This window comes from Blautia sp. HCP3S3_C12 (assembly GCF_052064155.1).
Classification (GTDB): Bacteria; Bacillota; Clostridia; order Lachnospirales; family Lachnospiraceae; genus Blautia_A.
On record NZ_JBQHWC010000003.1, the window covers coordinates 163,075 to 183,337 of the forward strand.

20 protein-coding genes are annotated in these 20,263 nt (G+C 42.8%); 5 read left to right on the top strand and 15 right to left on the bottom strand.

The genetic code is table 11. The features are described from left to right. Positions 1-43: 43 nt before the first annotated feature. The 10 genes from ACTNDS_RS04750 to ACTNDS_RS04795 all read right to left on the bottom strand — a co-directional run bounded on the left by ACTNDS_RS04750 (position 44) and on the right by ACTNDS_RS04795 (position 8,487). Positions 44-964 (bottom strand): ComEC/Rec2 family competence protein, encoded by a 921-nt coding sequence (locus ACTNDS_RS04750; RefSeq protein ID WP_441034052.1) that lies wholly within the window; start codon positions 962-964, stop codon positions 44-46. A 35-nt stretch (positions 965-999) separates the two neighbouring features. Next, the gene (locus tag ACTNDS_RS04755) at positions 1,000-2,385 is read right to left on the bottom strand and encodes a ComEC/Rec2 family competence protein (RefSeq protein WP_441034054.1); all 1,386 of its coding nucleotides are present in this window, start codon (positions 2,383-2,385) and stop codon (positions 1,000-1,002) included. Positions 2,386-2,396: 11 nt separating this feature from the next. Then, positions 2,397-3,344, bottom strand: coding sequence for a GerMN domain-containing protein (locus ACTNDS_RS04760; protein ID WP_303242133.1), 948 nt, complete (start codon positions 3,342-3,344; stop codon positions 2,397-2,399). A gap of 11 nt (positions 3,345-3,355) precedes the next feature. Next, positions 3,356-4,780, bottom strand: coding sequence for an ATP-binding protein (locus tag ACTNDS_RS04765; protein WP_019160711.1), 1,425 nt, complete (start codon positions 4,778-4,780; stop codon positions 3,356-3,358). Positions 4,781-4,878: 98 nt separating this feature from the next. After that, the gene (locus ACTNDS_RS04770) at positions 4,879-5,571 is read right to left on the bottom strand and encodes a response regulator transcription factor (RefSeq protein WP_019160710.1); all 693 of its coding nucleotides are present in this window, start codon (positions 5,569-5,571) and stop codon (positions 4,879-4,881) included. 10 nt (positions 5,572-5,581) lie between these two features. Beyond that, complete coding sequence (locus tag ACTNDS_RS04775) at positions 5,582-6,355, bottom strand: helix-hairpin-helix domain-containing protein (RefSeq protein WP_441034057.1); 774 nt, start codon at positions 6,353-6,355, stop codon at positions 5,582-5,584. 141 nt (positions 6,356-6,496) lie between these two features. Continuing rightward, positions 6,497-6,931 (bottom strand): DMT family transporter, encoded by a 435-nt coding sequence (locus ACTNDS_RS04780; protein WP_441034059.1) that lies wholly within the window; start codon positions 6,929-6,931, stop codon positions 6,497-6,499. Positions 6,932-7,128: 197 nt separating this feature from the next. After that, positions 7,129-7,716 (bottom strand): GGDEF domain-containing protein, encoded by a 588-nt coding sequence (locus tag ACTNDS_RS04785; RefSeq protein ID WP_441034061.1) that lies wholly within the window; start codon positions 7,714-7,716, stop codon positions 7,129-7,131. Positions 7,717-7,945: 229 nt separating this feature from the next. Continuing rightward, the gene (locus tag ACTNDS_RS04790) at positions 7,946-8,086 is read right to left on the bottom strand and encodes a hypothetical protein (protein ID WP_441034063.1); all 141 of its coding nucleotides are present in this window, start codon (positions 8,084-8,086) and stop codon (positions 7,946-7,948) included. A gap of 26 nt (positions 8,087-8,112) precedes the next feature. Further along, positions 8,113-8,487 carry a response regulator gene (locus ACTNDS_RS04795; protein ID WP_441034065.1) on the bottom strand — a complete coding sequence of 125 codons (375 nt, stop codon included), beginning with the start codon at positions 8,485-8,487 and terminating at the stop codon, positions 8,113-8,115. Positions 8,488-8,744: 257 nt separating this feature from the next. Between ACTNDS_RS04795 and ACTNDS_RS04800 the strand changes: the two genes are divergently transcribed. Continuing rightward, positions 8,745-9,269 (top strand): LytR/AlgR family response regulator transcription factor, encoded by a 525-nt coding sequence (locus ACTNDS_RS04800; protein ID WP_441034067.1) that lies wholly within the window; start codon positions 8,745-8,747, stop codon positions 9,267-9,269. Positions 9,270-9,459: 190 nt separating this feature from the next. Then, a complete protein-coding gene (locus ACTNDS_RS04805; protein WP_441034069.1) occupies positions 9,460-10,005 on the top strand; it encodes an ATP-binding protein in 546 nt (181 codons plus the stop codon). A 226-nt stretch (positions 10,006-10,231) separates the two neighbouring features. On the opposite strand, the gene ACTNDS_RS04810 is transcribed toward ACTNDS_RS04805, so the two are convergent. The 4 genes from ACTNDS_RS04810 to argC form a co-directional block, all read right to left on the bottom strand. Then, positions 10,232-11,422 (bottom strand): aspartate aminotransferase family protein, encoded by a 1,191-nt coding sequence (locus tag ACTNDS_RS04810; protein WP_441034071.1) that lies wholly within the window; start codon positions 11,420-11,422, stop codon positions 10,232-10,234. Continuing rightward, positions 11,409-12,305 (bottom strand): acetylglutamate kinase, encoded by an 897-nt coding sequence (gene argB / locus ACTNDS_RS04815; RefSeq protein WP_441034073.1) that lies wholly within the window; start codon positions 12,303-12,305, stop codon positions 11,409-11,411. The genes ACTNDS_RS04810 and argB overlap by 14 nt, the downstream gene beginning before the upstream one ends. Positions 12,306-12,320: 15 nt before the next feature. Continuing rightward, entirely contained in the window at positions 12,321-13,544 is a 1,224-nt protein-coding gene (argJ, locus tag ACTNDS_RS04820) for a bifunctional glutamate N-acetyltransferase/amino-acid acetyltransferase ArgJ (protein ID WP_441034075.1), read from the bottom strand. Between the two features lie 356 nt (positions 13,545-13,900). Continuing rightward, positions 13,901-14,941: an N-acetyl-gamma-glutamyl-phosphate reductase gene (gene argC, locus ACTNDS_RS04825; protein ID WP_441034077.1), complete on the bottom strand. Its 1,041-nt coding sequence runs from the start codon at positions 14,939-14,941 to the stop codon at positions 13,901-13,903. A gap of 500 nt (positions 14,942-15,441) precedes the next feature. Between argC and ACTNDS_RS04830 the strand changes: the two genes are divergently transcribed. After that, a complete protein-coding gene (locus tag ACTNDS_RS04830; protein WP_019160698.1) occupies positions 15,442-16,668 on the top strand; it encodes an argininosuccinate synthase in 1,227 nt (408 codons plus the stop codon). Between the two features lie 102 nt (positions 16,669-16,770). Here ACTNDS_RS04830 and ACTNDS_RS04835 read toward each other — a convergent pair whose 3' ends face one another. Next, complete coding sequence (locus ACTNDS_RS04835) at positions 16,771-17,139, bottom strand: BlaI/MecI/CopY family transcriptional regulator (RefSeq protein WP_019160697.1); 369 nt, start codon at positions 17,137-17,139, stop codon at positions 16,771-16,773. Positions 17,140-17,360: 221 nt separating this feature from the next. On the opposite strand from ACTNDS_RS04835, the gene ACTNDS_RS04840 reads away from it, so the two are divergent. Together ACTNDS_RS04840 and ACTNDS_RS04845 are read left to right on the top strand one after the other, a co-directional pair. Then, complete coding sequence (locus tag ACTNDS_RS04840; protein WP_441034079.1) at positions 17,361-18,638, top strand: amidohydrolase family protein; 1,278 nt, start codon at positions 17,361-17,363, stop codon at positions 18,636-18,638. Between the two features lie 98 nt (positions 18,639-18,736). Continuing rightward, positions 18,737-20,113: an NCS2 family permease gene (locus ACTNDS_RS04845; RefSeq protein WP_441034081.1), complete on the top strand. Its 1,377-nt coding sequence runs from the start codon at positions 18,737-18,739 to the stop codon at positions 20,111-20,113. Positions 20,114-20,263 lie beyond the last annotated feature (150 nt).

A 20,263-nucleotide genomic window follows, 5' to 3' on the forward strand; every position in this document is an offset into this window, starting at 1 on the left:
CCATTTCTGTTCATTTTCTTTCAGTCTAGCGGAAATCTGAAGATCAGTCAATAACAAACCTCTGTACTTTCATTTTTTCCTCATCAACTTCCACTATCACTGCTCCACTTCTGTCTGTCCTGCAGATTTCAGTTCCTGCATTCTCCAGGCGGCGGAGTGTTTCCGGTGAAGGATGCCCATAGGTATTAGAGGCGGAACAGGAAATTACTGCCAGCTCTGGTTTTACTACATTCAGAAATTCTTCACCTGTAGAATACCGCGAACCATGATGGGCTACTTTTAGAAAATCCACATTCTCCAGACGGTGGGCACTCTGAAGTTTTTTCTCTGTTTCCATACCAATGTCTCCTGTAAAAAGCCCCTTGAATTTCCCATATTCCAGTTCCATCACCATGGCTTCCTCATTCACATCCTCCCCCACAGCACCTTTTTCCGGCCAGAGAATATCCAGCTGCGCATTTCCATAACAGATCCTGTCTCCTGCCTTTACCTGAAGCACCTGCACATCTGCAGTCTGCGCAAGCTCTCTCAGTTTCAGATAATTTTCCGGTTCTTCTTCCCAGTCCGGCAAAATCAAATGATCGACCCTTATGGAAGTGAGCCCCTTCCCCACATACTCAAGAATTTCCTCTGTACCACTGATATGGTCTCCATCTGTATGGGAAATAAAAATCCCATCCAGCCTGGATATGCCCCTGCTTTTCAGATAAGGCAGGATCTGATACTGTCCCACAGCACTTTTGTTGCTGCTTCCTCCGTCAATAAGCAGATTCCAGGTTCCTTCAATCTCCAGTACAATGCCATCCCCCTGGCCCACATCCAGACAGGCAATCCGCAGATTTGGTCTTGCCCTGTACCCCAACAGCCAAATTCCAAACCCAAGCATCCCGACACACAACATTGGAAGCTTCCATCTGCGTATACGCACCCTCTGTATTCTCTCTATCCGTTTTTCATACATCATTGTAAAATACTGCGCTCTCTAACATATAATAAATTTCAGCTTATGGAATTCTCTTTCCCCATACAATAAACTCTATATATCCATATGCTCCCACCCACCAGCAAATAATACCCTGCAATCTGCCAAATCCGCGGTTTTCCTCCCACCCAGGTACAAAACGGAAGCCTTCCGGCAGCTATACATATCCATTCATAGGCCCCAAGCACCACTCTGCCCGGAATAGCTGCCAGCCAGGATGCCCTCAGGCTGAAAAGTCCCATCAAAGCTGCTGCAGTCCCACTTCCCAGCACCACTCCCACTGTAGGAAGTACCAGTAAATTCAGAAAAATCCCTATCACCGACACTTCTCCATAAAACCACAGCACAATGGGAAGTGTGGTAAGCTGTACTACCACAGATGCCAGAAAGCTTTGCCGGAACTTTCCGCCTGTGCTTTTCCTTTTTTCTGCTCTTTCCATTCCTTCCCATATCAATGGCCATATACATCCAACTCCTGTCACAGCACCAAAAGACAACAGAAATCCCCCGTCCAGCATATATGCCGGACTTTCCACAAGAATCAGGATTGCAGCCACAGCCATGGCTGTGGGCAGATCATAAATCCGTCCGACAATCTTCGCTCCTACAGACAGCAAAAACATGGTCACAGCTCTCATTGTGGAAACTCCGCCTCCTGTCATCATTCCATACTGAACTATGATCACCAACGCCAGCATCCCGGCAGGCCAGATTCCCAGACCTATCCATTTCAGGAAATTATAAAGCCCCAGACCCAACAGGCTGATGTGTAGTCCCGAAATAGCCAGAATATGAATGATTCCGCCCATCTGGTAACGCATTTTCAGTTCCGGATCCAGATTGGTCTTGTCTCCCAGAACAATTGCTTCAAAGGCTCCCGCCTCACTGTCACAGACAGTTTCCAATATCTCTGTAAATCTTTCTCTCAGACTGATCAAAAACTGTCCATATACAGAATGGGTCCGGGATTGCTTCTTTATTATTGCTTTTTTCAATGCATAATAAATGTGTCTGCAGGCATTGTAATTTTTACTGTTAAATTCGCCTGGATTACGCGGACCTTCTATTTCCTCCAGTTTTCCGGACACCAAAATCATACTTCCTGCCTTTGGCAAATCACCGGGAAGCTTCTTATTTTTCATATAAACTTTTACTTCATCAATGGAAACTTTTTCAGAATTGTAAATAAGATATGTATTTCTCAGATATATAGATTGATAATTTTCATTTTCCTGGCACCTGACCACCTCCCCGCAGATAGTGGATTCCGGGTGCTTTTTAATCCATGTCTGTACAGGTTCCGGCAGAGGATTTCCACTTGTCATGGAAAACCCCAGCCAGTCTGTCACACACAGAAAAACAACCAGAAGCAGGCACAGGATACAGACAGGCCGTCCCCTCATTGCATGCCTCCTTATTTTGTCTCTTTTTCATCAACTACAAGCTTGTCATTTCTCTCATAAAAACGATATAGAGCCATTTTCTGGCCAAAAGTGTCTAATTTTTCTTTTTCCCCTACAGTAATCTGCACTTTATCTGCATCCACTGCATCCAGCAGAGAATTCACCACTGAATATACTGGAATCTTCTCTGACACCTCCAGTGCATAGGAGGAAAACACCTGATCAAATGCCACATAGCATACTCCGTCTGCAATGGTTACATTCAGAAGCTCCGTATTCTCCGGAATGGTAGGATAATGTCCTTTTTCCATGGGCCCCTTCATCAGCTGTTCCAGAATGATCCGTTCCCTTGGAATTGTACGCTTATATCGCACAGTTCTCTGTTCCTTTACCAGGTGGGTTCCTTCCTTATCTGTAAAATACAGAGTAAACGTATTGCTGCAATAGGCATCCGGCTCATTTCCTGTAAATTCTGCAAAGGTATCCTCAGTCATATCTCCCACCGGATTTCCTCTGGAATCCAGAAGTTCTTCATTCTCTACAGTAAAGCGCACTGCTGTGATCCCAGGCACCTGCAGAAAAGACTTTACTACTCCTGCACGTACCAAAATTTCCCTTGCAGCACTCATATCCTTGTAGCTGCTGTTAAAATTCACAACCAGAACAGGAGCTTCAACACTGTAATTCATCTGAAGTTCATCCGGCAGAAGACTTATGGCTTCTTTTCCGGACTCTTTGTTATTCATCCGCTGCATCATATCTTTCAGCATATATTCTGCCGTGCTTTCCTCCGGCGTATAAGCTTCCCTGACCAGAGCCGTCTCATCCCCGTTAATATCATACAGATAGTATTCGGCAGTATTATTTTTATCCTGATCCTCCTGTACCTCTACAGAGCATCCTGTGAGAAGGATTCCAAGCAACAGTACAGTAAAAATCCCGTAAATCAATCTCTTCACAACAGCACCTCCTAGGACGCAATATAAGACAGAGGAATGCGAACAGAAAAAGTAGTCCCTTCCCCTTCTTTACTGAATACTTTGATTGCTCCGTGATGCATGGCAATGGCACTTCTTGTGATGGCAAGTCCAAGTCCTGTTCCGCCGATTTCTTTGGAATGTGACTTATCCACACGGTAAAAACGTTCAAAAATCCTCTCAATACTGTCCTCAGGAATTCCCATACCGGAATCTGCCACAGTTACATAAAAATATTTATGATCCGCATCCAGAGATACCCTGACCCATCCATCATCTACATTGTATTTAATACCATTTTCTACCAGATTGCTGATGGCAAGAGTAAATTTTACTTCATCCACATCTGCTTCCACAGGACGGAAGCAGTCCAGGATCAGATCAATATTCCTCTTGTCTGCAATAGGACGTAATCTCTTCAAAATGTCCTCCAGCAGCTGATTGATATCCATATGGGTAATGTTCAGATCTGCCGCCTTTTTATCCATTTTTACCAATGACAAAAGATCTGTGATAATCTTATTCTCCCGGTCAATCTCCGCTGTGATATCTCCCATAAACTCCTGATAAAGCTCCTCCGGAACTCCCTGCTGTCCCACCAGTGAATCTGCCAGAACCTTCATGGAAGTCAAAGGTGTTTTTAATTCATGAGACACATTTGATACAAACTCCTGACGGGATTCATCCAGGATTTTCATCCTGTTCACCATCTTATTGAAAGCATCTGTGATCAGCTCAGTTTCTGTATAATCAGGTACGCTGATGGCATCATCCTGCATACCGTCCGTAAGATCCTCTATTGCTTTGGTAACTCTTGCCAGTGGTTTTACAAGGATCGTTGACAGCAGCCATGACAGGAAAATAGAAAGCACTACAATAATACCAATCAGCATCATTCCTTTCTGCTCCAGTTCAGCCATCATATCTCCGATCTCAATGGTAGAAATGGTCATCAGCATCACACCCTGTATCTGCTGTACATCCGGGCTTTGTACAGGGACTGCAACCTCCAGCACTTTACTTTTCAGATCAAAATTGCTTGCTTTTTCTCCTTTAAAACACTTCACTGCAAGAGAGCTGAGAAGTGTTTTTCCCTCTTCTGTGTGAAACGTATCTCCTACAATCTTAAAATCCCTGTCTGCCAGAAGGACACGACCATTGTAAAGGTCTGCAAACATTTCCAGCTTGGTATTTACAGTCTGAGAGCCGGTATCATTCAGATAATTCTCCTTAATGATCAAATTGCACAGGATCTCACTCTGATCCTGCACCGTCTCCGTAAGCATGGAAACTGCACGATCCTGATAATTATGAAGCATCGTATAGGTCACAATCACGCTGGGTACAATTCCAAGAATAATTAAGATAATCAAAATACGAAAACGCAGACTTTTGAAAAAATTTGTTCTCTTTTTCATTTTGCCTAACCTCGTTCTCTTTTGTCATGTTAATTTAAAAAGCACAGCAGATAATCAGTTATCATACTGTGCCAGTTTCTTCATTTCATTCTGACAGATCATTGTGCCTGGAAATAATAGCCCACGCCCCATTTGGTATGCACATATTTCGGCTCACTTGGATTGGTCTCAATCTTCTCACGAAGGCGACGGATATGTACATCCACAGTACGGACATCTCCCGGATATTCATATCCCCAGACAATATTCAACAGATTCTCACGGCTGTATACTTTATTGGGATTGAATACCAGAAGTTCCAGAACATCGAATTCCTTTGCAGTAAGGTTAATTTCTTTTCCTGCAATAAATACACGTCTTCCCTCACAGTCCATGTGGAGATCTCCAACCTCAATTGTCTTTGCCTTTTCTTTCTCATCGTGGTCACTTCCGGCACGGCGCATAATAGCTTTAATACGGGCTTTTACCTCCAGAATATTAAAGGGCTTGGTAATATAATCATCAGCGCCATATTCCAGACCCAGGATCTTATCCATATCCTCACCCTTGGCAGTAAGCATGACAATAGGCACATTGGAGAATTCACGGATCTGCTGACATACCTCCAGACCGTCCATCTTTGGAAGCATCAGATCCAGAAGAATGATATCGTATTTTTTCTCCTTGGCTTTCTCCACTGCCTCCTCACCGTCATAGGCGCAGTCAACCTCCATTCCATCCTGCTCCAGGCTGAAACGGATTCCCTTTACAATTAACTTCTCATCGTCTACTACCAAAACTTTCCTGCTCATCAGCTTCTCCTTATCCTACTACTATGTCATCTTTTATCTTTTCAAATGTACCTTCCTTGATGCCCGATACATTCATAATGTCCTCAATTGTTGCAAATGGTCCATTCTCTTCCCGATAGGCAATAATCGCCTTCGCTCTGGTATCCCCGATTCCACTTAACGTGGTCAGACCTGACTCATCCGCTGTATTTATATTAACCTTTCCATTCTGTTCCAGGCCTTCGCCTGTCACAGTACCTCCGGCTGTTTCCTGAATCTGTCCGGTTCCGTCAGCACTCTGCCCTGGCTTCAGGTTCATCTGTGTCTGCTCCTCCCGGGTCAGTATATAAAGCTGTTCCCCGTCTGTGAGAATGCCGGCACGATTTACGCAGGTCTGCGCTGCCTCCGGTAAAAATCCACCGGCTGCTTCTATTGCCTGGAAAACCCGGCTTCCCTCTTCAAACTGAAACACACCCGGATTCACCACTGCTCCACAAATATCCACATAAATCTTACTCTTTTCTGGTTTCTCCTGCTGAGAAACCTCTGTAGCTTCTGTCTCAGGTTCCCGAACCTGTTCTTTTTCAGAATGCTTTTCCTTTTTATCAGTTTCCGTCTGCCGTTCCTGTCCTTCGGAGTCTGCTTTCTGCGCTTCCTCAGCATCTACCTCAGCCTTTGCCTCCTGAAATCCATCGATGAGAAACTGTGCTTCTTGATTTTTACATCCTGTCAGAGCTGTAAAAATCAAAAATAACACTGCCATCATCAGACAGCACAGACGTTTTTGATTTCTGTTTTTCCGCAAGGTTCTCTCCTCCCCTTTCAAAGTCAGAGTCCCCTTGTCCATAATGCCATACTCTATTGTAACGAAATCTTAACGTTTTTACAATAGTAATTTTAAAAAATTCCTATCTCACCCTGCAATAACAGCACCTATTCTTTCCCGTCAATTTTCCCATTTAAATATTACAATTCCGGCTATTGCAATAAGCAATCCCATTACCTTACGCCATTCAAATGGTTCTTTATCTACCCCAAACAACCCAGCCAATTCAATTACATAAGCAACTGCCAGCTGCGAAATAACGATCAGCATTGCTGCCTTTGCCGGTCCAAGTGCTCCCATACTCTGGATTACTGTAATTGTAATAAACGCTCCGATCACACCACCAAGGAGTGTATATTTATTGTCCACCTGCCAAAGTGCAGCCACACTTTCTCGTCCTGTGAAAAACCAGGCCAAAACACAGACTGCAAAAGCCGACAGCTGCACCCATCCGGTTGATACCCAAAGGCTGGTCTGCTTTGTCACTTCCGTATTAAAAACACCCTGAATGCTCATCAGTACTCCCGAAATCAGCGCCACTATAAATCCCCACATAAACTTCCCCTCCTGATAACCTGATAAATTACAAAACAGTTTTCGTTTTCTTATGTCGAAAAGAGGCACCGCTGTTTAGCAGTACCTCTTTTATTCTTTATTATTAGTTTATTCTGTTTTACAAATATTATTCCGACTGATTTTATGCAGTGACAGCTAGCATTCACTCCCTGATTGATAACGATATTTTTATTCGGTTACAGTTGACCCGGTTGCATCCGAAAAGAATTCGACATCTCCTCCCCGTAAATTACAGCGCTGCAGCCTTTCTGATTTTTACTCTGATACATTGCCCTGTCAGCCTTTCTGTATAACTGATCAAAAGAAGCCTCTTCATATCCATCATAAAAACATGCACCCAGACTTATTTCTATGCTCTTTCCCTGCATCTCTATGATATCAATCTGTCGAATATTATCAAAAAGTCGTTCAAAAAATTTCTCAGCTACTGTTCGCTCCAACATTTTCGGCATAAATATTGCGAACTCATCACCTCCGAGCCGCAAAACCACATCACTGTCACGACATGTTTTCTGTAACTTCTCCGCAACGGCTATGATCACCTTATCTCCTACAGAGTGTCCGTAATTATCATTGATGGATTTAAATTTGTCACAGTCGATCAGGCAAAGCAATCCTCCTGTTTTTTTCTTTAAAAATTCAGTAATCTTTTTTTCTCCGCTTCCACGATTACATAATCCTGTCGTAAGATCTGTCTGCGCCAGATAAATCAGCCTGTTCTCACGCTTTTTTTCTTCTTCTATACACTCAATACAGAAAAGCACATGCAAAAGTTTTCCATCTTCATCGTAGTCTACAGGAATAAACCTGCTTCGGCTTCTCCCATTTTAAAATCTTTTCCCAAATATTCCAGAACCTGATCTGTCATTTTTACAATGTGATATCTTTTTGTCTGCACATCAACCAAATGCATAGATGTATAGATTTTGGAAAGCGACGAATAACTACTGAGCTTTGCCTCTTTATTTGACTTTATAAATGAATTACGCATTTTCAAAAATGAGATAAGAAGCTTTCCTCTGTCTGCGTTTCTTCTACCTGTGTTTCCTCTGCACGTACCATATTTATTGACGGTTCAGATGTTGTAGCTGCTATAAAAGCGATCATTGCAAGAATTAAAGCTCTTTTCTTCATAATTGTTTTCCTCCTGAGTGTTTTTGTCATATTACATTTCTGCGTTCAAACCAGATGGAGAGTCCTTCTTTTATTTTCTGCTCTTCCACAGGTTTCATAAAAAAATATTCTATCCGCATCCTGAACGCATGAAGCGAAAAATCAAGATCACTGCACCAGATGATCCCACATTTCGGATATAGGGAACGGAGATGTTCTGCCGCATTCAGCCCGGACACCCCTGGCAATGCAAGAAACACCACTGCCGGTACTGTTTTTCGTGTCCGCCCAAAAAACTGTTCCTGATCCTGATAGATTTCAATCAATGGAAAAACTTTCTTTTCTGTACAGTAATTTCTGATGTATTCCGCACAGTTCTGTCCTTCCTGTTCCTGATCAGTCAATATGGCAATACAATACACGACATCCCTCCTCTTCCATTCGATGTACTCCCATTTGTTATTCTCATTATAAAAAAGTCAGAAATTTTTTCAATAATTCTGTCACGAAACGACAAAAAATGACACGAATTGCAAATCTATGATATTGTTTTGTGATATATTGTTATCAGAGCGTTTTTGAAATAGCTACACCACTTGCTCGTCTGCGGCTATAGATTGTACAGATGAAAAAGTCTCAGCAGGCGAAATTTTATAAATATATATAAGGAAGATTTACTATGAGAATTGCAATTGTTGATGATATTTCAAAAGAACGGACACTGCTTCGCAACAGACTGGAATCTCAGTTTTCCAGGCGCAATGTCCACGTAGATATATTTGAATATGAAAATGGAGAAACTTTCCTCTCTGCAGCGAAGGAATGTCCTTTCACGGTAGTGTTTCTGGATATTTATATGAATGGTTCTAACGGGATTGATACAGCAAAAGAACTTCGCAGATCAGATACTGACTGTCTGCTGATCTTTACAACAACTTCCACTGACCATGCTTTAGAAGGATTTCAGGTCCGGGCTCTGCATTATCTTGTAAAGCCCTACAGTGAAAATGATATTTCCGCACTGACAGATGAAATCCTTTCCCGCATCCCGGATTCCGGGAAATACATAGATGTAAAGGTAAACGGCAGCAATATTCAGATTCCCTTCCGGAAAATAATCTACGCAGAGCATTTTTCCCATATGATCCACATCCACACTGCCGGTGAAAAGGAACTGGTCACCCGTCAGTACTTTGATTCCTAAATACCGCAGTACTTTATATACCGAACGGATCCTGCAGTGCTATATTGTTTTCAGTCTTGTACTGCTCATAATCCTGCTCATGTTTTATGCCATGTTTCTTATAATGGCAGTCAGCCTGAACAGAAATGCCAGACTTCAGCAGGAGAACCATTTTCTTTCCCTTCAACAGGAAAGATACGAGAATCTCTGCATGGCCATTGAAGAAGCAAGGCAGGCACGTCACGATATCCGCCATCATTTTGTCCGTCTGTCCGCTCTGGCAGAACAGGGTGACATAGAAAAAATTAAAGAATATCTCTCTGCTGCAACCGGCAAAATCTCTGACTATAATCTGCATTTCTGTGAAAATCAGGCTGTTGACAGTGTTTTCGGATATTATTCCACCCTTGCCCAAAGAGAAAACATTCCTTTTCATGCAATGGTTTCCCTGCCTGCTGATCTTTCCATAGATGAGATCAATCTGTGCCTTGTGTTCTCCAATCTGCTGGAAAATGCCATCCAGGCAAGCGTGAAAACAGTACCCGCCCGCAGAAAGATTAATGTGGAAGTTTATCCCCACCATAATCATCTCCTTCTGATCCATGTGGAAAATACCTTCGATGGCAAAATACAGCAAAAAAACAATATTTTCCAATCCTCCAAACACTCCGGAAACGGAATAGGAATCGAATCTGTCCGCCACATTATCGACAAAAACGGCGGTGCATGCAGTTTTTTCTGTTCCAACAGCAGCTAACCTGTATTTACTTATACTATCCATACGGGCACTGGAATCAGCCTTTTATTTATACAGCTCCCTTAATCGGGATGCATACAAATGTCAATTTTTATTCGACTCTGTCCGAGTCAGTTGCAACCGAATAAAATTTTCAAGATTCATATCTTCTGTAAAAAAAGAAGGCCATTGCAAAACGCAACAGCCTTCAAAATTTTCCACAATTTTATTAATTCAACTACCAAAATTATTCCATGCACTCATCCAGAATTGCAGCCATCTTGTCGATGTGTTCTTTTGTGATCACAAGCGGAGGTACGATTCTCAGTACATCACTGCCTGCAGAAATCACCAGCAGTCTTTTTGCAAGAGCAGCCTTTACAACTTCACCAACAGGGCGGCCCTGGATCACGATTCCCTGCATAAAGCCCATGCCTCGTCTTGTTGCAGCGCATTCATGTTTTGCAACAATTTCATCCAGTTTCTGTTCCAGATATGGAGTCATTTCCTGTACATGTTCAATGATCTTATCATTCTCATAAATATCAAATACCTTGCTGACTGCAGCACATACAAACGGGTTTCCGCCGTAAGTTGTACCATGGTCACCAGGTTCCAGAGAAGCTTTAGCTGCCTTCTCACCCAGTACAAATGCGCCTACCGGCACACCACATCCAAGAGCCTTGGCACTTGTCATAATATCCGGCTGAACACCATATGCCTGCCATGCAAAATAATAACCGGTTCTTCCCATACCACACTGAATCTCATCGAAGATCAGCATAATATCCTTCTCATCACAGATCTGGCGCAGACCTTCCAGAAATTCTTTCTTTGCCGGATAAATACCGCCTTCACCCTGTACAACTTCAGTGATGATCGCGCAGGTCTTATCTGTAATCTGAGCCTTTACACTCTCCAGATCATTGAAATCTGCAAACTTCACACCGCCCATCAGAGGCTCGAAGGGCTCTCTGTAATGAGCAGTTCCTGTTACGGAAAGAGCTCCGATACTTCTTCCATGGAAGGAATGGTTCATGGCAATGATCTCATGATCTGCATGTCCGTCACGTACATATGCATATTTCTTAGCTGCTTTTAAAGCACCTTCGATTGCTTCTGTACCACTGTTAGTAAAGAATGCCTTGCTCATTTTACTTGCCTTTACCAGCTTCGCACCTGCCTCGATAATCGGCTCATTGTAATATAAGTTGGAAATATGCATCAGCTTATCGATCTGCTCTTTTAATGCTTCATCATATCCCGGATAATGATATCCCAGAGAATTTACAGCAATACCTGCTGCAAAATCCAGATATTCCTTTCCCTCGGAATCATATAAATAACATCCCTGTCCTTTTTCAAAAACAACAGGAAAACGATTATAAGTGTGAAGGATACTCTCTTCAGATTCCTTCATCTGTTCATTCATGTTCATTGTAATATTTCTCCCCGTCTTCTCTCAGAATCGCAGTACCAATACCTTTGTTTGTAAAAATTTCCAGCAGTAAGCTGTGAGGAATTCTTCCGTCAAGGATATGGACTCTGTTAACTCCTTCTTCAATGGCATCAATACAATTTTTCAGCTTCGGAATCATACCTCCGCCTACATAACCGTCATCAATCAGTTTCTGTGCTTCATCTACATGAAGTTCAGAGATCAGGCTGGACGGATCATCCTTGTCTTTATAAACACCTTCAATATCAGAAAGGAATGCAAGCTTCTCAGCATGAACAGCCTCTGCAATGGCACATGCCGCATCATCCGCATTAATATTATAAGTAGCGAACTCATCGTCATAACCTACCGGGAAAATGATCGGCAGGAAATCTTTCTCCAGAAGATCTTCCAGAATCTTCGGCTCAACCTTTGTAACCTCGCCTACAAATCCGATGTCTCCGCCCTCTATCTGTTTCTTGCGGCATTTCAGCAGACCACCGTCTTTACCGCTGATACCAACAGCATTTACACCAAGAGATTCCACCATGGCAACCAGTTCCTTGTTCACCTTCGCAAGAACCATCTCTGCGATCTCCATAGTATCTTTATCTGTAACACGAAGACCGTTAATAAATTTCGGCTCCATACCAACCTTGCCAACCCAGCGGCTGATTTCCTTACCACCGCCATGAACGATGATCGGTTTGAAACCAACCAGCTTCAGAAGAACAACATCCTTGATCACATTCTTCTTCAGTTCATCATCCAGCATGGCACTTCCACCGTACTTTACAACTACGATTTTACGATTAAATCTCTGAATATAAGGAAGCGCCTCGATCAGCACCTCCGCCTTGTCCAAATATTTCTGATTAACCATCTGTATTCTCCTTTATTATGAACGATAATCCGCATTGATTTTTATATAATCATAAGTCAGGTCACAGCCCCATGCAGTTGCTGTGGCATCACCCATCTTCACATCAGCGATTGCTGTGACAGCTTCCTCAGAAAGAATCTTCGTTGCCTCTTCTTCACTGTAATCCACAGCCACACCATTCTCGATAATCTGAATCTTACCAGCCTTACTCTCAAAGAACAGATCCACCTTCTCAGGATCAAACTTCGCACCGGAATATCCCATAGCACACAGGATTCTTCCCCAGTTTGCATCATGTCCGTAGATAGCAGCCTTTGTCAGAGAAGAAGTAACAACAGACTTACTCAGTGTAACTGCCTGCTCCTTAGACTCTGCACCAATGATCTTCACTTCAAACAGCGCAGTCGCACCCTCTCCGTCACCTGCAATCTTCTTTGCCAGAGTAGTATTGATATAATTCAGCGCAGCCTTGAAAGTCTTGTAATCCTCACCCTTCTCTGTGATCTCCGGATTCTCAGCCAGACCATTAGCCAGAAGAAGAACTGTATCATTGGTAGAAGTATCTCCATCAACAGAAACCATATTGTAAGTATCCTTAACATCCTCACTTAACGCTTCCTGCAACATTTTCTTGGAGATTTTCGCATCAGTAGTCACAAAACCAAGCATGGTACACATATTCGGATGGATCATACCGGAACCCTTACACATACCACCAACAGTAACCGTCTTACCGCCAATCTCGATCTGAACAGCAACCTCTTTCTTCTTGGTATCAGTAGTCATAATCGCTTTCGCAGCCTCAGTACCAGCCTCCAGAGAACCTTCCAGCTTCGGTGCCATCATCTTCACACCATTCTTAATACGGTCAATGGGAACCTGCATACCAATCACACCTGTAGAAGCAACCAGCACACTGTCAGCAGCCACCCCAAGAATCTCAGCAGCCGCATCCGCAGTCTCCTTACAATACCCATAACCTTCTGCACCAGTACATGCGTTGGCAATCCCACTGTTACAAATCACCACCTGTGCAGACGGATGATTATAAACAATATCCTGATCCCATTTAACAGGCGCAGCCTTCACCACATTGGTAGTAAAAGTCCCCGCAGCCACACATGGCACCTCACTGTAAACCATAGCCATATCCGTTCTGCCCTTATACTTAATCTCAGCCGCAGCCGCAGCTGCCTTAAATCCCTTAGCCGCCGTAACGCCGCCCTCTATAATCTTCATAAAACCTCAATCCTTTCTATATAATAAGACAAACTATCTTGTTTCCCGTCCACATCCTCCACTCTCAGCGACTGCCGCAGGTCCCCTGCGCAGTCACGTCCGTCAGACATCCACATCTCTTCCGTCTTGAAAAGTCAGCTCCGGAAATTATTTGGTTTTGAACGCATTTGCAGGAGCTGTAGTAATTCTTAGTGCTCGGGAATTTGCGTTATGAGGCGGCTGCATCACTGTCTGAGCGAAGCGAGTTTGACAAGCCGCCTCATGCCCTTAGCAAATTCACGAACACTTAGAATTAGTAAGCCCCGAAACCGCGTTCAAAACCAAATAATTTCCGGAGCGTCCCCTTTTCATTTAATTTACGGACACATCGGCACCTGCAGCAGTCCCTCAGCCTCCTTAAATCCAAACATCAGATTCATATTCTGCACAGCCTGTCCTGCAGCACCTTTAACCAGATTATCCATAGCCCCCATCATAATAACTCTGTGAGTTCTCGAATCAATCTTAAAGTTCACATCCACATAATTACTTCCCTCCACACACTTAGTCTGCGGACAAACATCCTTATCCAGTACACGGACAAAAGTCTCCTTCTCATAATACTTATCATAAACTACCTTCACTTCTTCATAAGAAACATCCTTAGTCAGAGAAGCATAAGCAGTCACCAGAATACCACGATTCATAGGAATCAGATGAGGTGTAAAATTAATCAGCACTTCCTTACCGCACGCATAACCAAGCTGATCCTCAATCTCAGGTGTATGTCTGTGATTTGCAACACCATAAGCCTTAATATTCTCATTCACTTCGCAGAACAGATTGGCAACCTTGGCTCCACGTCCTGCTCCTGAAGTACCGGACTTCGCATCAATAATAATCGTAGACGGATCGATCAGCCCCTCTTTGATCAGCGGATAAATAGAAAGTGTAGAACATGTGGGATAACATCCCGGATTCGCAATCAGTCTGGCTTTCTTAATCTCCTCACGGTTGATCTCACATAAACCATAAACCGCCTCATCAATAAACTGCGGAGCCTTATGCTCAATTCCGTACCATTTCTCATATTTCTTCACATCTTTAATACGAAAATCCGCACTCAGGTCAATGACTTTCGCTTTGGAAAGAATTCCTTCATTAATTAAAGAAGCACAAAGTCCCTGAGGAGTAGCTGTAAAAATCACATCCACTTCATCAGCCAACGCTTCCATATTATCATCCATACATTTCGCATCTACCAGCTTAAAAAAGTTCTGATAAACATCTGAATATTTCTGGTCAATATAACTTCTTGAACCATACCATGCAACTTCCACATCTTTATGTCCCAGCAGCAGTCTGACAATTTCATTCCCTGCATAACCAGTGGCACCGATAATACCTGCTTTTATCATAATATTCTCCTCCGTATCCTCCTGACAGTGCTCTCTCCGCCCTGCTCAAAAAACTATTTATTCTGAAGTTTTTTATCCGGGAATCTGCACTTCTGTCTCTGTAATCTCTAAGCTCTGAAATCTTTTTTGCAGTGTTTTAACCGAATCAAGTAAGTCCCCTGCTTCAATTGCAAATGTCCCCCTGACTAAACCGTAACACACTGCCGTATCAGAGTGATGGATTAATCATACATCTTACCTGCATATTATGCAATAGCTATTTTCCATTGTTTTACATATATTTTATTTTATTTCTTGTAATTCCCCTGCATTTTTCAATATTTATTGCATATTTATGCAAAAACAAATAAAACTTTTTTCCATTTCCCTATTGCATATTTATAAAAAAAGGTGTATATTATCACTTGTCAAACACATACAAATGTAAACTGTGTTTTTCCCATTGAATATTTATACAAAAATATTTTCTTATAAAAATACATTTCAGGAGGACTATTATCATGAAAGAAAAAGTCGTTTTAGCATACTCAGGCGGTCTTGATACCACAGCTTTAATCCCGTGGTTAAAGGAAACCTTCGATTACGATGTTGTCTGCTGCTGCGTAAACTGCGGTCAGGGAAACGAACTTGACGGGCTGGAGGAAAGGGCAAAATTATCCGGTGCTGCCAAATTATATATTGAAGATATTGTAGATGATTTCTGTGATAATTACATTATGCCATGTGTACAGGCAGGTGCTGTATATGAGCATAAATATCTTCTTGGAACCTCTATGGCACGTCCGGCAATCGCCAAGAAACTGGTTGAGATCGCACGTAAAGAAGGAGCTGTTGCTATCTGCCACGGTGCTACAGGTAAAGGTAATGACCAGATCCGTTTTGAACTTGGTATCAAAGCCCTTGCTCCTGATATCAAGATCATTGCTCCATGGCGTATGACAGACAAATGGACCATGCAGTCCCGTGAAGATGAAATTGATTTCTGCAAAGCTCACGGAATCGATCTTCCATTCGATATGAGCCACAGCTACAGCCGTGACAGAAACTTATGGCACATCAGCCATGAAGGTCTGGAGCTGGAAGACCCTTCCCTGGCTCCGAATTATGAAAACATGCTTGTGTTAGGTGTTACACCTGAGAAAGCTCCTGATAAAGATACTGAGATCACAATGACATTCGAGCAGGGTGTTCCGAAAACATTAAACGGCAAAGAAATGAAAGTTTCCGAAATCATTACAGAGCTGAACAGATTAGGCGGAGAGAATGGTATCGGTATCGTAGATATTGTTGAGAACCGTGTTGTTGGTATGAAATCCCGTGGTGTATATGAGACTCCTGGCGGAACCATCCTGATGGCAGCTCACGAGCAGCTGGAAGAACTGACACTTGACCGTGAGACAATGGAAACCAAGAAAAAACTTGGCAGCCAGTTCGCTCAGGTTGTTTACGAAGGAAAATGGTACACCCCTCTGCGTGAAGCAATCCAGGCTTTCGTTGAATCCACACAGAAATATGTAACAGGCGAAGTTAAGATGAGACTGTACAAAGGCAATATCATCAAAGCCGGTACCACTTCTCCATACAGCCTGTACAATGAATCTCTTGCATCCTTCACAACAGGTGACCTCTATGACCACCACGATGCAGACGGATTCATCACACTGTTCGGACTTCCACTGAAAGTTCGTGCTATGATGTTAAAAGAAGTAGAACAGAACAAGAAATAATTTCCAATAATAAAAACAGGCTGTGGTGCACAGATGCACCGTAACCTGTTTTTATTATTAAAAATCCTATGGTTCTTTTTCAAAAAAGCTTCCTTCCGCTTCTTATTTCAGCTCTGCTTTTTTTCGATCCAACAGCTCCTGAAGTTTTTCCAGATCCTCTTCTGTAAGTCCTTCGGTTTCCAAAAGCGCATGCATCATTTCCACCGGAGAAATCTTTCTGCTCTGTGCATTTCCTTTCAGATATTCTTCTCTGGTGATCAAAGGTGTATAGTTTCTCGCATAAACCTTGCCATTCATAGAGGTTCCAGCTACCTTTATCAGATTTTCCTTCAAAAGAAGTTCCAGACATCTGCGCACAGTAGGCATTTTCAGCTCAGGTGCAATCTCGTTGATCTCAAAAGCAGACAATGGTCTTCCCTCTTCCCAAAGCACATTCATGATATCATATCGTTTACCTTTTAATATGTCCATTTTAAGATCCCCTTCCAATTTTAACCAAATATCAATATAATAATACTGGAATATCAAATTAATTACAATTACAGTACCCTTACGTTCCTTTACATAGCCTTTACAAATTTATATCTGTCAGTTGATATTTCTGTCATATTTATCACAATTGACACTATGCCCGAAACACTTTATAATTTCATCTGATAATCCTTTTATTTCAAAGAAAGAAGGTGGCAATAATGCTTACAGATACATTTGCCCTGAAAGGTACCATTTGTTACAGTATCTCCCCTCAGGAACTTTCCATCACTCCAAACAGTTATCTGATCTGCAGCCAGGGAAAATGTGCCGGAATATTTCCTGCACTCCCTGAAAAATACAGGGGAATCCCCTGCACAGACTATAAAGATGACCTGATCATTCCTGGTCTGACAGATCTGCATGTACATGCCCCCCAGTATACATTCCGTGCCTCCGGCATGGATCTGGAACTGCTGGACTGGCTGAATACCTATGCTTTTCCTCAGGAAGCCAGATATGAAAATCTGGAATTTGCACGCTCTGCCTATTCCATTTTTGCAGAAGATATGAAAAAAAGCCCCAATACCAGGGCCTGCATTTTCGGGACTCTGCATGTCCCTGCTACTGAGATCCTGATGGAGCAGCTGGATAAGACCGGACTGAAAACCATGGTGGGAAAAGTAAATATGGACCGCAATGGTTCTGCCAAATTACAGGAAGAGAGTGCTCAGGCTTCCGCAGATGCAACTGTCCGGTGGATTGAGGATACCCTGAACAGGTTTGAAAATACAAAGCCAATCCTTACTCCCAGATTTACTCCATCATGTTCTGATGAACTGATGAAAAAGCTTTCTGAAATCCAGAAGAAGTATCACCTGCCAATGCAGTCTCACCTCTCTGAAAATTTCGGTGAAATTACCTGGGTAAAGGAACTTTGTCCGAATACACGTTTCTATGGAGAAGCATACAGCCAGTTTGATCTTTTTGGAGGTGACTGTCCGACGATCATGGCGCACTGCGTTCATTCTTCAGATGAAGAAATTGCCCTTATGAAAAAACAGGGCGTTTACATTGCACATTGTCCACAGTCCAACACAAATCTCTCCTCAGGTATCTCTCCTGCCAGACGATATCTGGACGAGGGTATGCATGTCGGACTTGGATCTGACATTGCAGGAGGAACTTCCGTTTCCATTCTGCGTGCCATGGCTGATGCCATTCAGGTTTCCAAACTGTACTGGCGGCTGATCGATTCTTCCATGAAGCCGCTGACTGTTGAAGAAGCCTTTTATATGGGAACAGAAGGAGGCGGTTCCTTCTTCGGAAAGGTAGGAAATTTTAAAGAAGGTTATGAATTTGATGCAGTTGTACTTAATGACAGCACCATTCCAACTCCATTAAAACTCTCTCCGAAAAACAGGCTGGAAAGACTGATCTACCTTTCAGATGACCGCAACATAACCGCTAAGTATGTAGCTGGCAGGAAGATTCTGTAACTGCAGGAAATACAGATTCTGATGGTGTTTTTTCGGAATGATTATCTGAGGCACCGCAAAACAGCCGGCAATTTTTAAAATCAAAAGGGAGAAAGATTATGAATCTTGACAAATTATTCCATCTCAAAGAAAACCACACAGATGTAAAGACCGAAGTTATGGCAGGTATTACAACATTCATGACAATGGCATACATTCTGGCTGTAAACCCAAACATTCTGGAGGCATCCGGAATGGACAGAGGTGCTGTTTTTACAGCGACCGCACTGGCATCCTTTATTGCAACCTGTCTGATGGCTGCGCTTTCTAATTATCCATTCGTTCTTGCACCTGGCATGGGTCTGAATGCCTACTTTGCCTACACTGTTGTTCTTGGCATGGGCTACAGCTGGCAGCAGGCACTGGCAGCTGTATTTGTAGAGGGTATTATTTTTATCCTGTTATCTCTGACCAATGTACGTGAGGCAATTTTTAATGCGATCCCAATGAACCTGAAACATGCAGTATCTGTTGGTATCGGACTTTTCATTGCTTTCATCGGACTGCAGAATGCTAAGATCGTAGTTAATAACGACTCCACTCTGGTAGGCGTATTTTCCTTTAAATCCTCCGTTTCCGGCGGAACATTTAATACTGAGGGAATCACTGTTCTGCTTGCATTGATCGGACTTCTGATCACTGCCATCCTTCTTGTTAAGGGTGTAAAAGGAAACATTCTCTGGGGTATCCTGATCACATGGGGACTTGGCATTATCTGCCAGTTGACAGGGCTTTACAAACCTGATCCTGCAGCCGGCTGGTTCAGCCTCCTGCCTGATTTTTCAAACGGAATCTCCATTCCAAGCATGGCTCCCACATTTATGAAAATGGACTTCTCCATTGTCTTCACACTTGATTTCGTAGTCATTATGTTTGCATTCCTGTTTGTAGATATGTTTGATACTCTGGGAACTCTAATCGGTGTTGCTTCCAAAGCTGATATGCTTGACAAAGAAGGCAAACTTCCGAACATCAAAGGCGCTCTTCTTTCTGACGCAGTAGGAACTACAGTAGGTGCTATGTGTGGTACTTCCACAGTTACTACTTTCGTAGAGAGTGCTTCCGGTGTTGCTGAAGGCGGACGTACAGGACTTACTTCCCTGGTAGCAGCCATCCTCTTCGGATTATCACTGCTGTTATCCCCGATTTTCCTGGCAATCCCGTCCTTTGCCACAGCACCGGCTCTGATCATCGTTGGATTCCTGATGCTCACATCAGTAACCAAGATTGACTTCAACGACATGACTGAAGCAATCCCGGCATTTATCGCAATCATCGCAATGCCATTCCTGTACAGCATTTCCGAAGGTATCTCCATGGGTGTTATCTCCTATGTGATCATCAACGTTGTTACAGGCAAAGCAAAAGAAAAGAAAATCAGCGCTCTAATGTATGTGCTTGCTGTACTGTTCATTCTGAAATATATCTTTATCTGATTCTGAATAAACAGTCAGACACTTACAATTCCATATTTGAAAAAGAAGTCTCCTGCAGAGGCTTCTTTTTGATTTCCCGGAATGATATTCATGGAATTACTGCAATAATCTTCTTTCCCTTTCCACATCTGTATTGTATAATTATGAAGG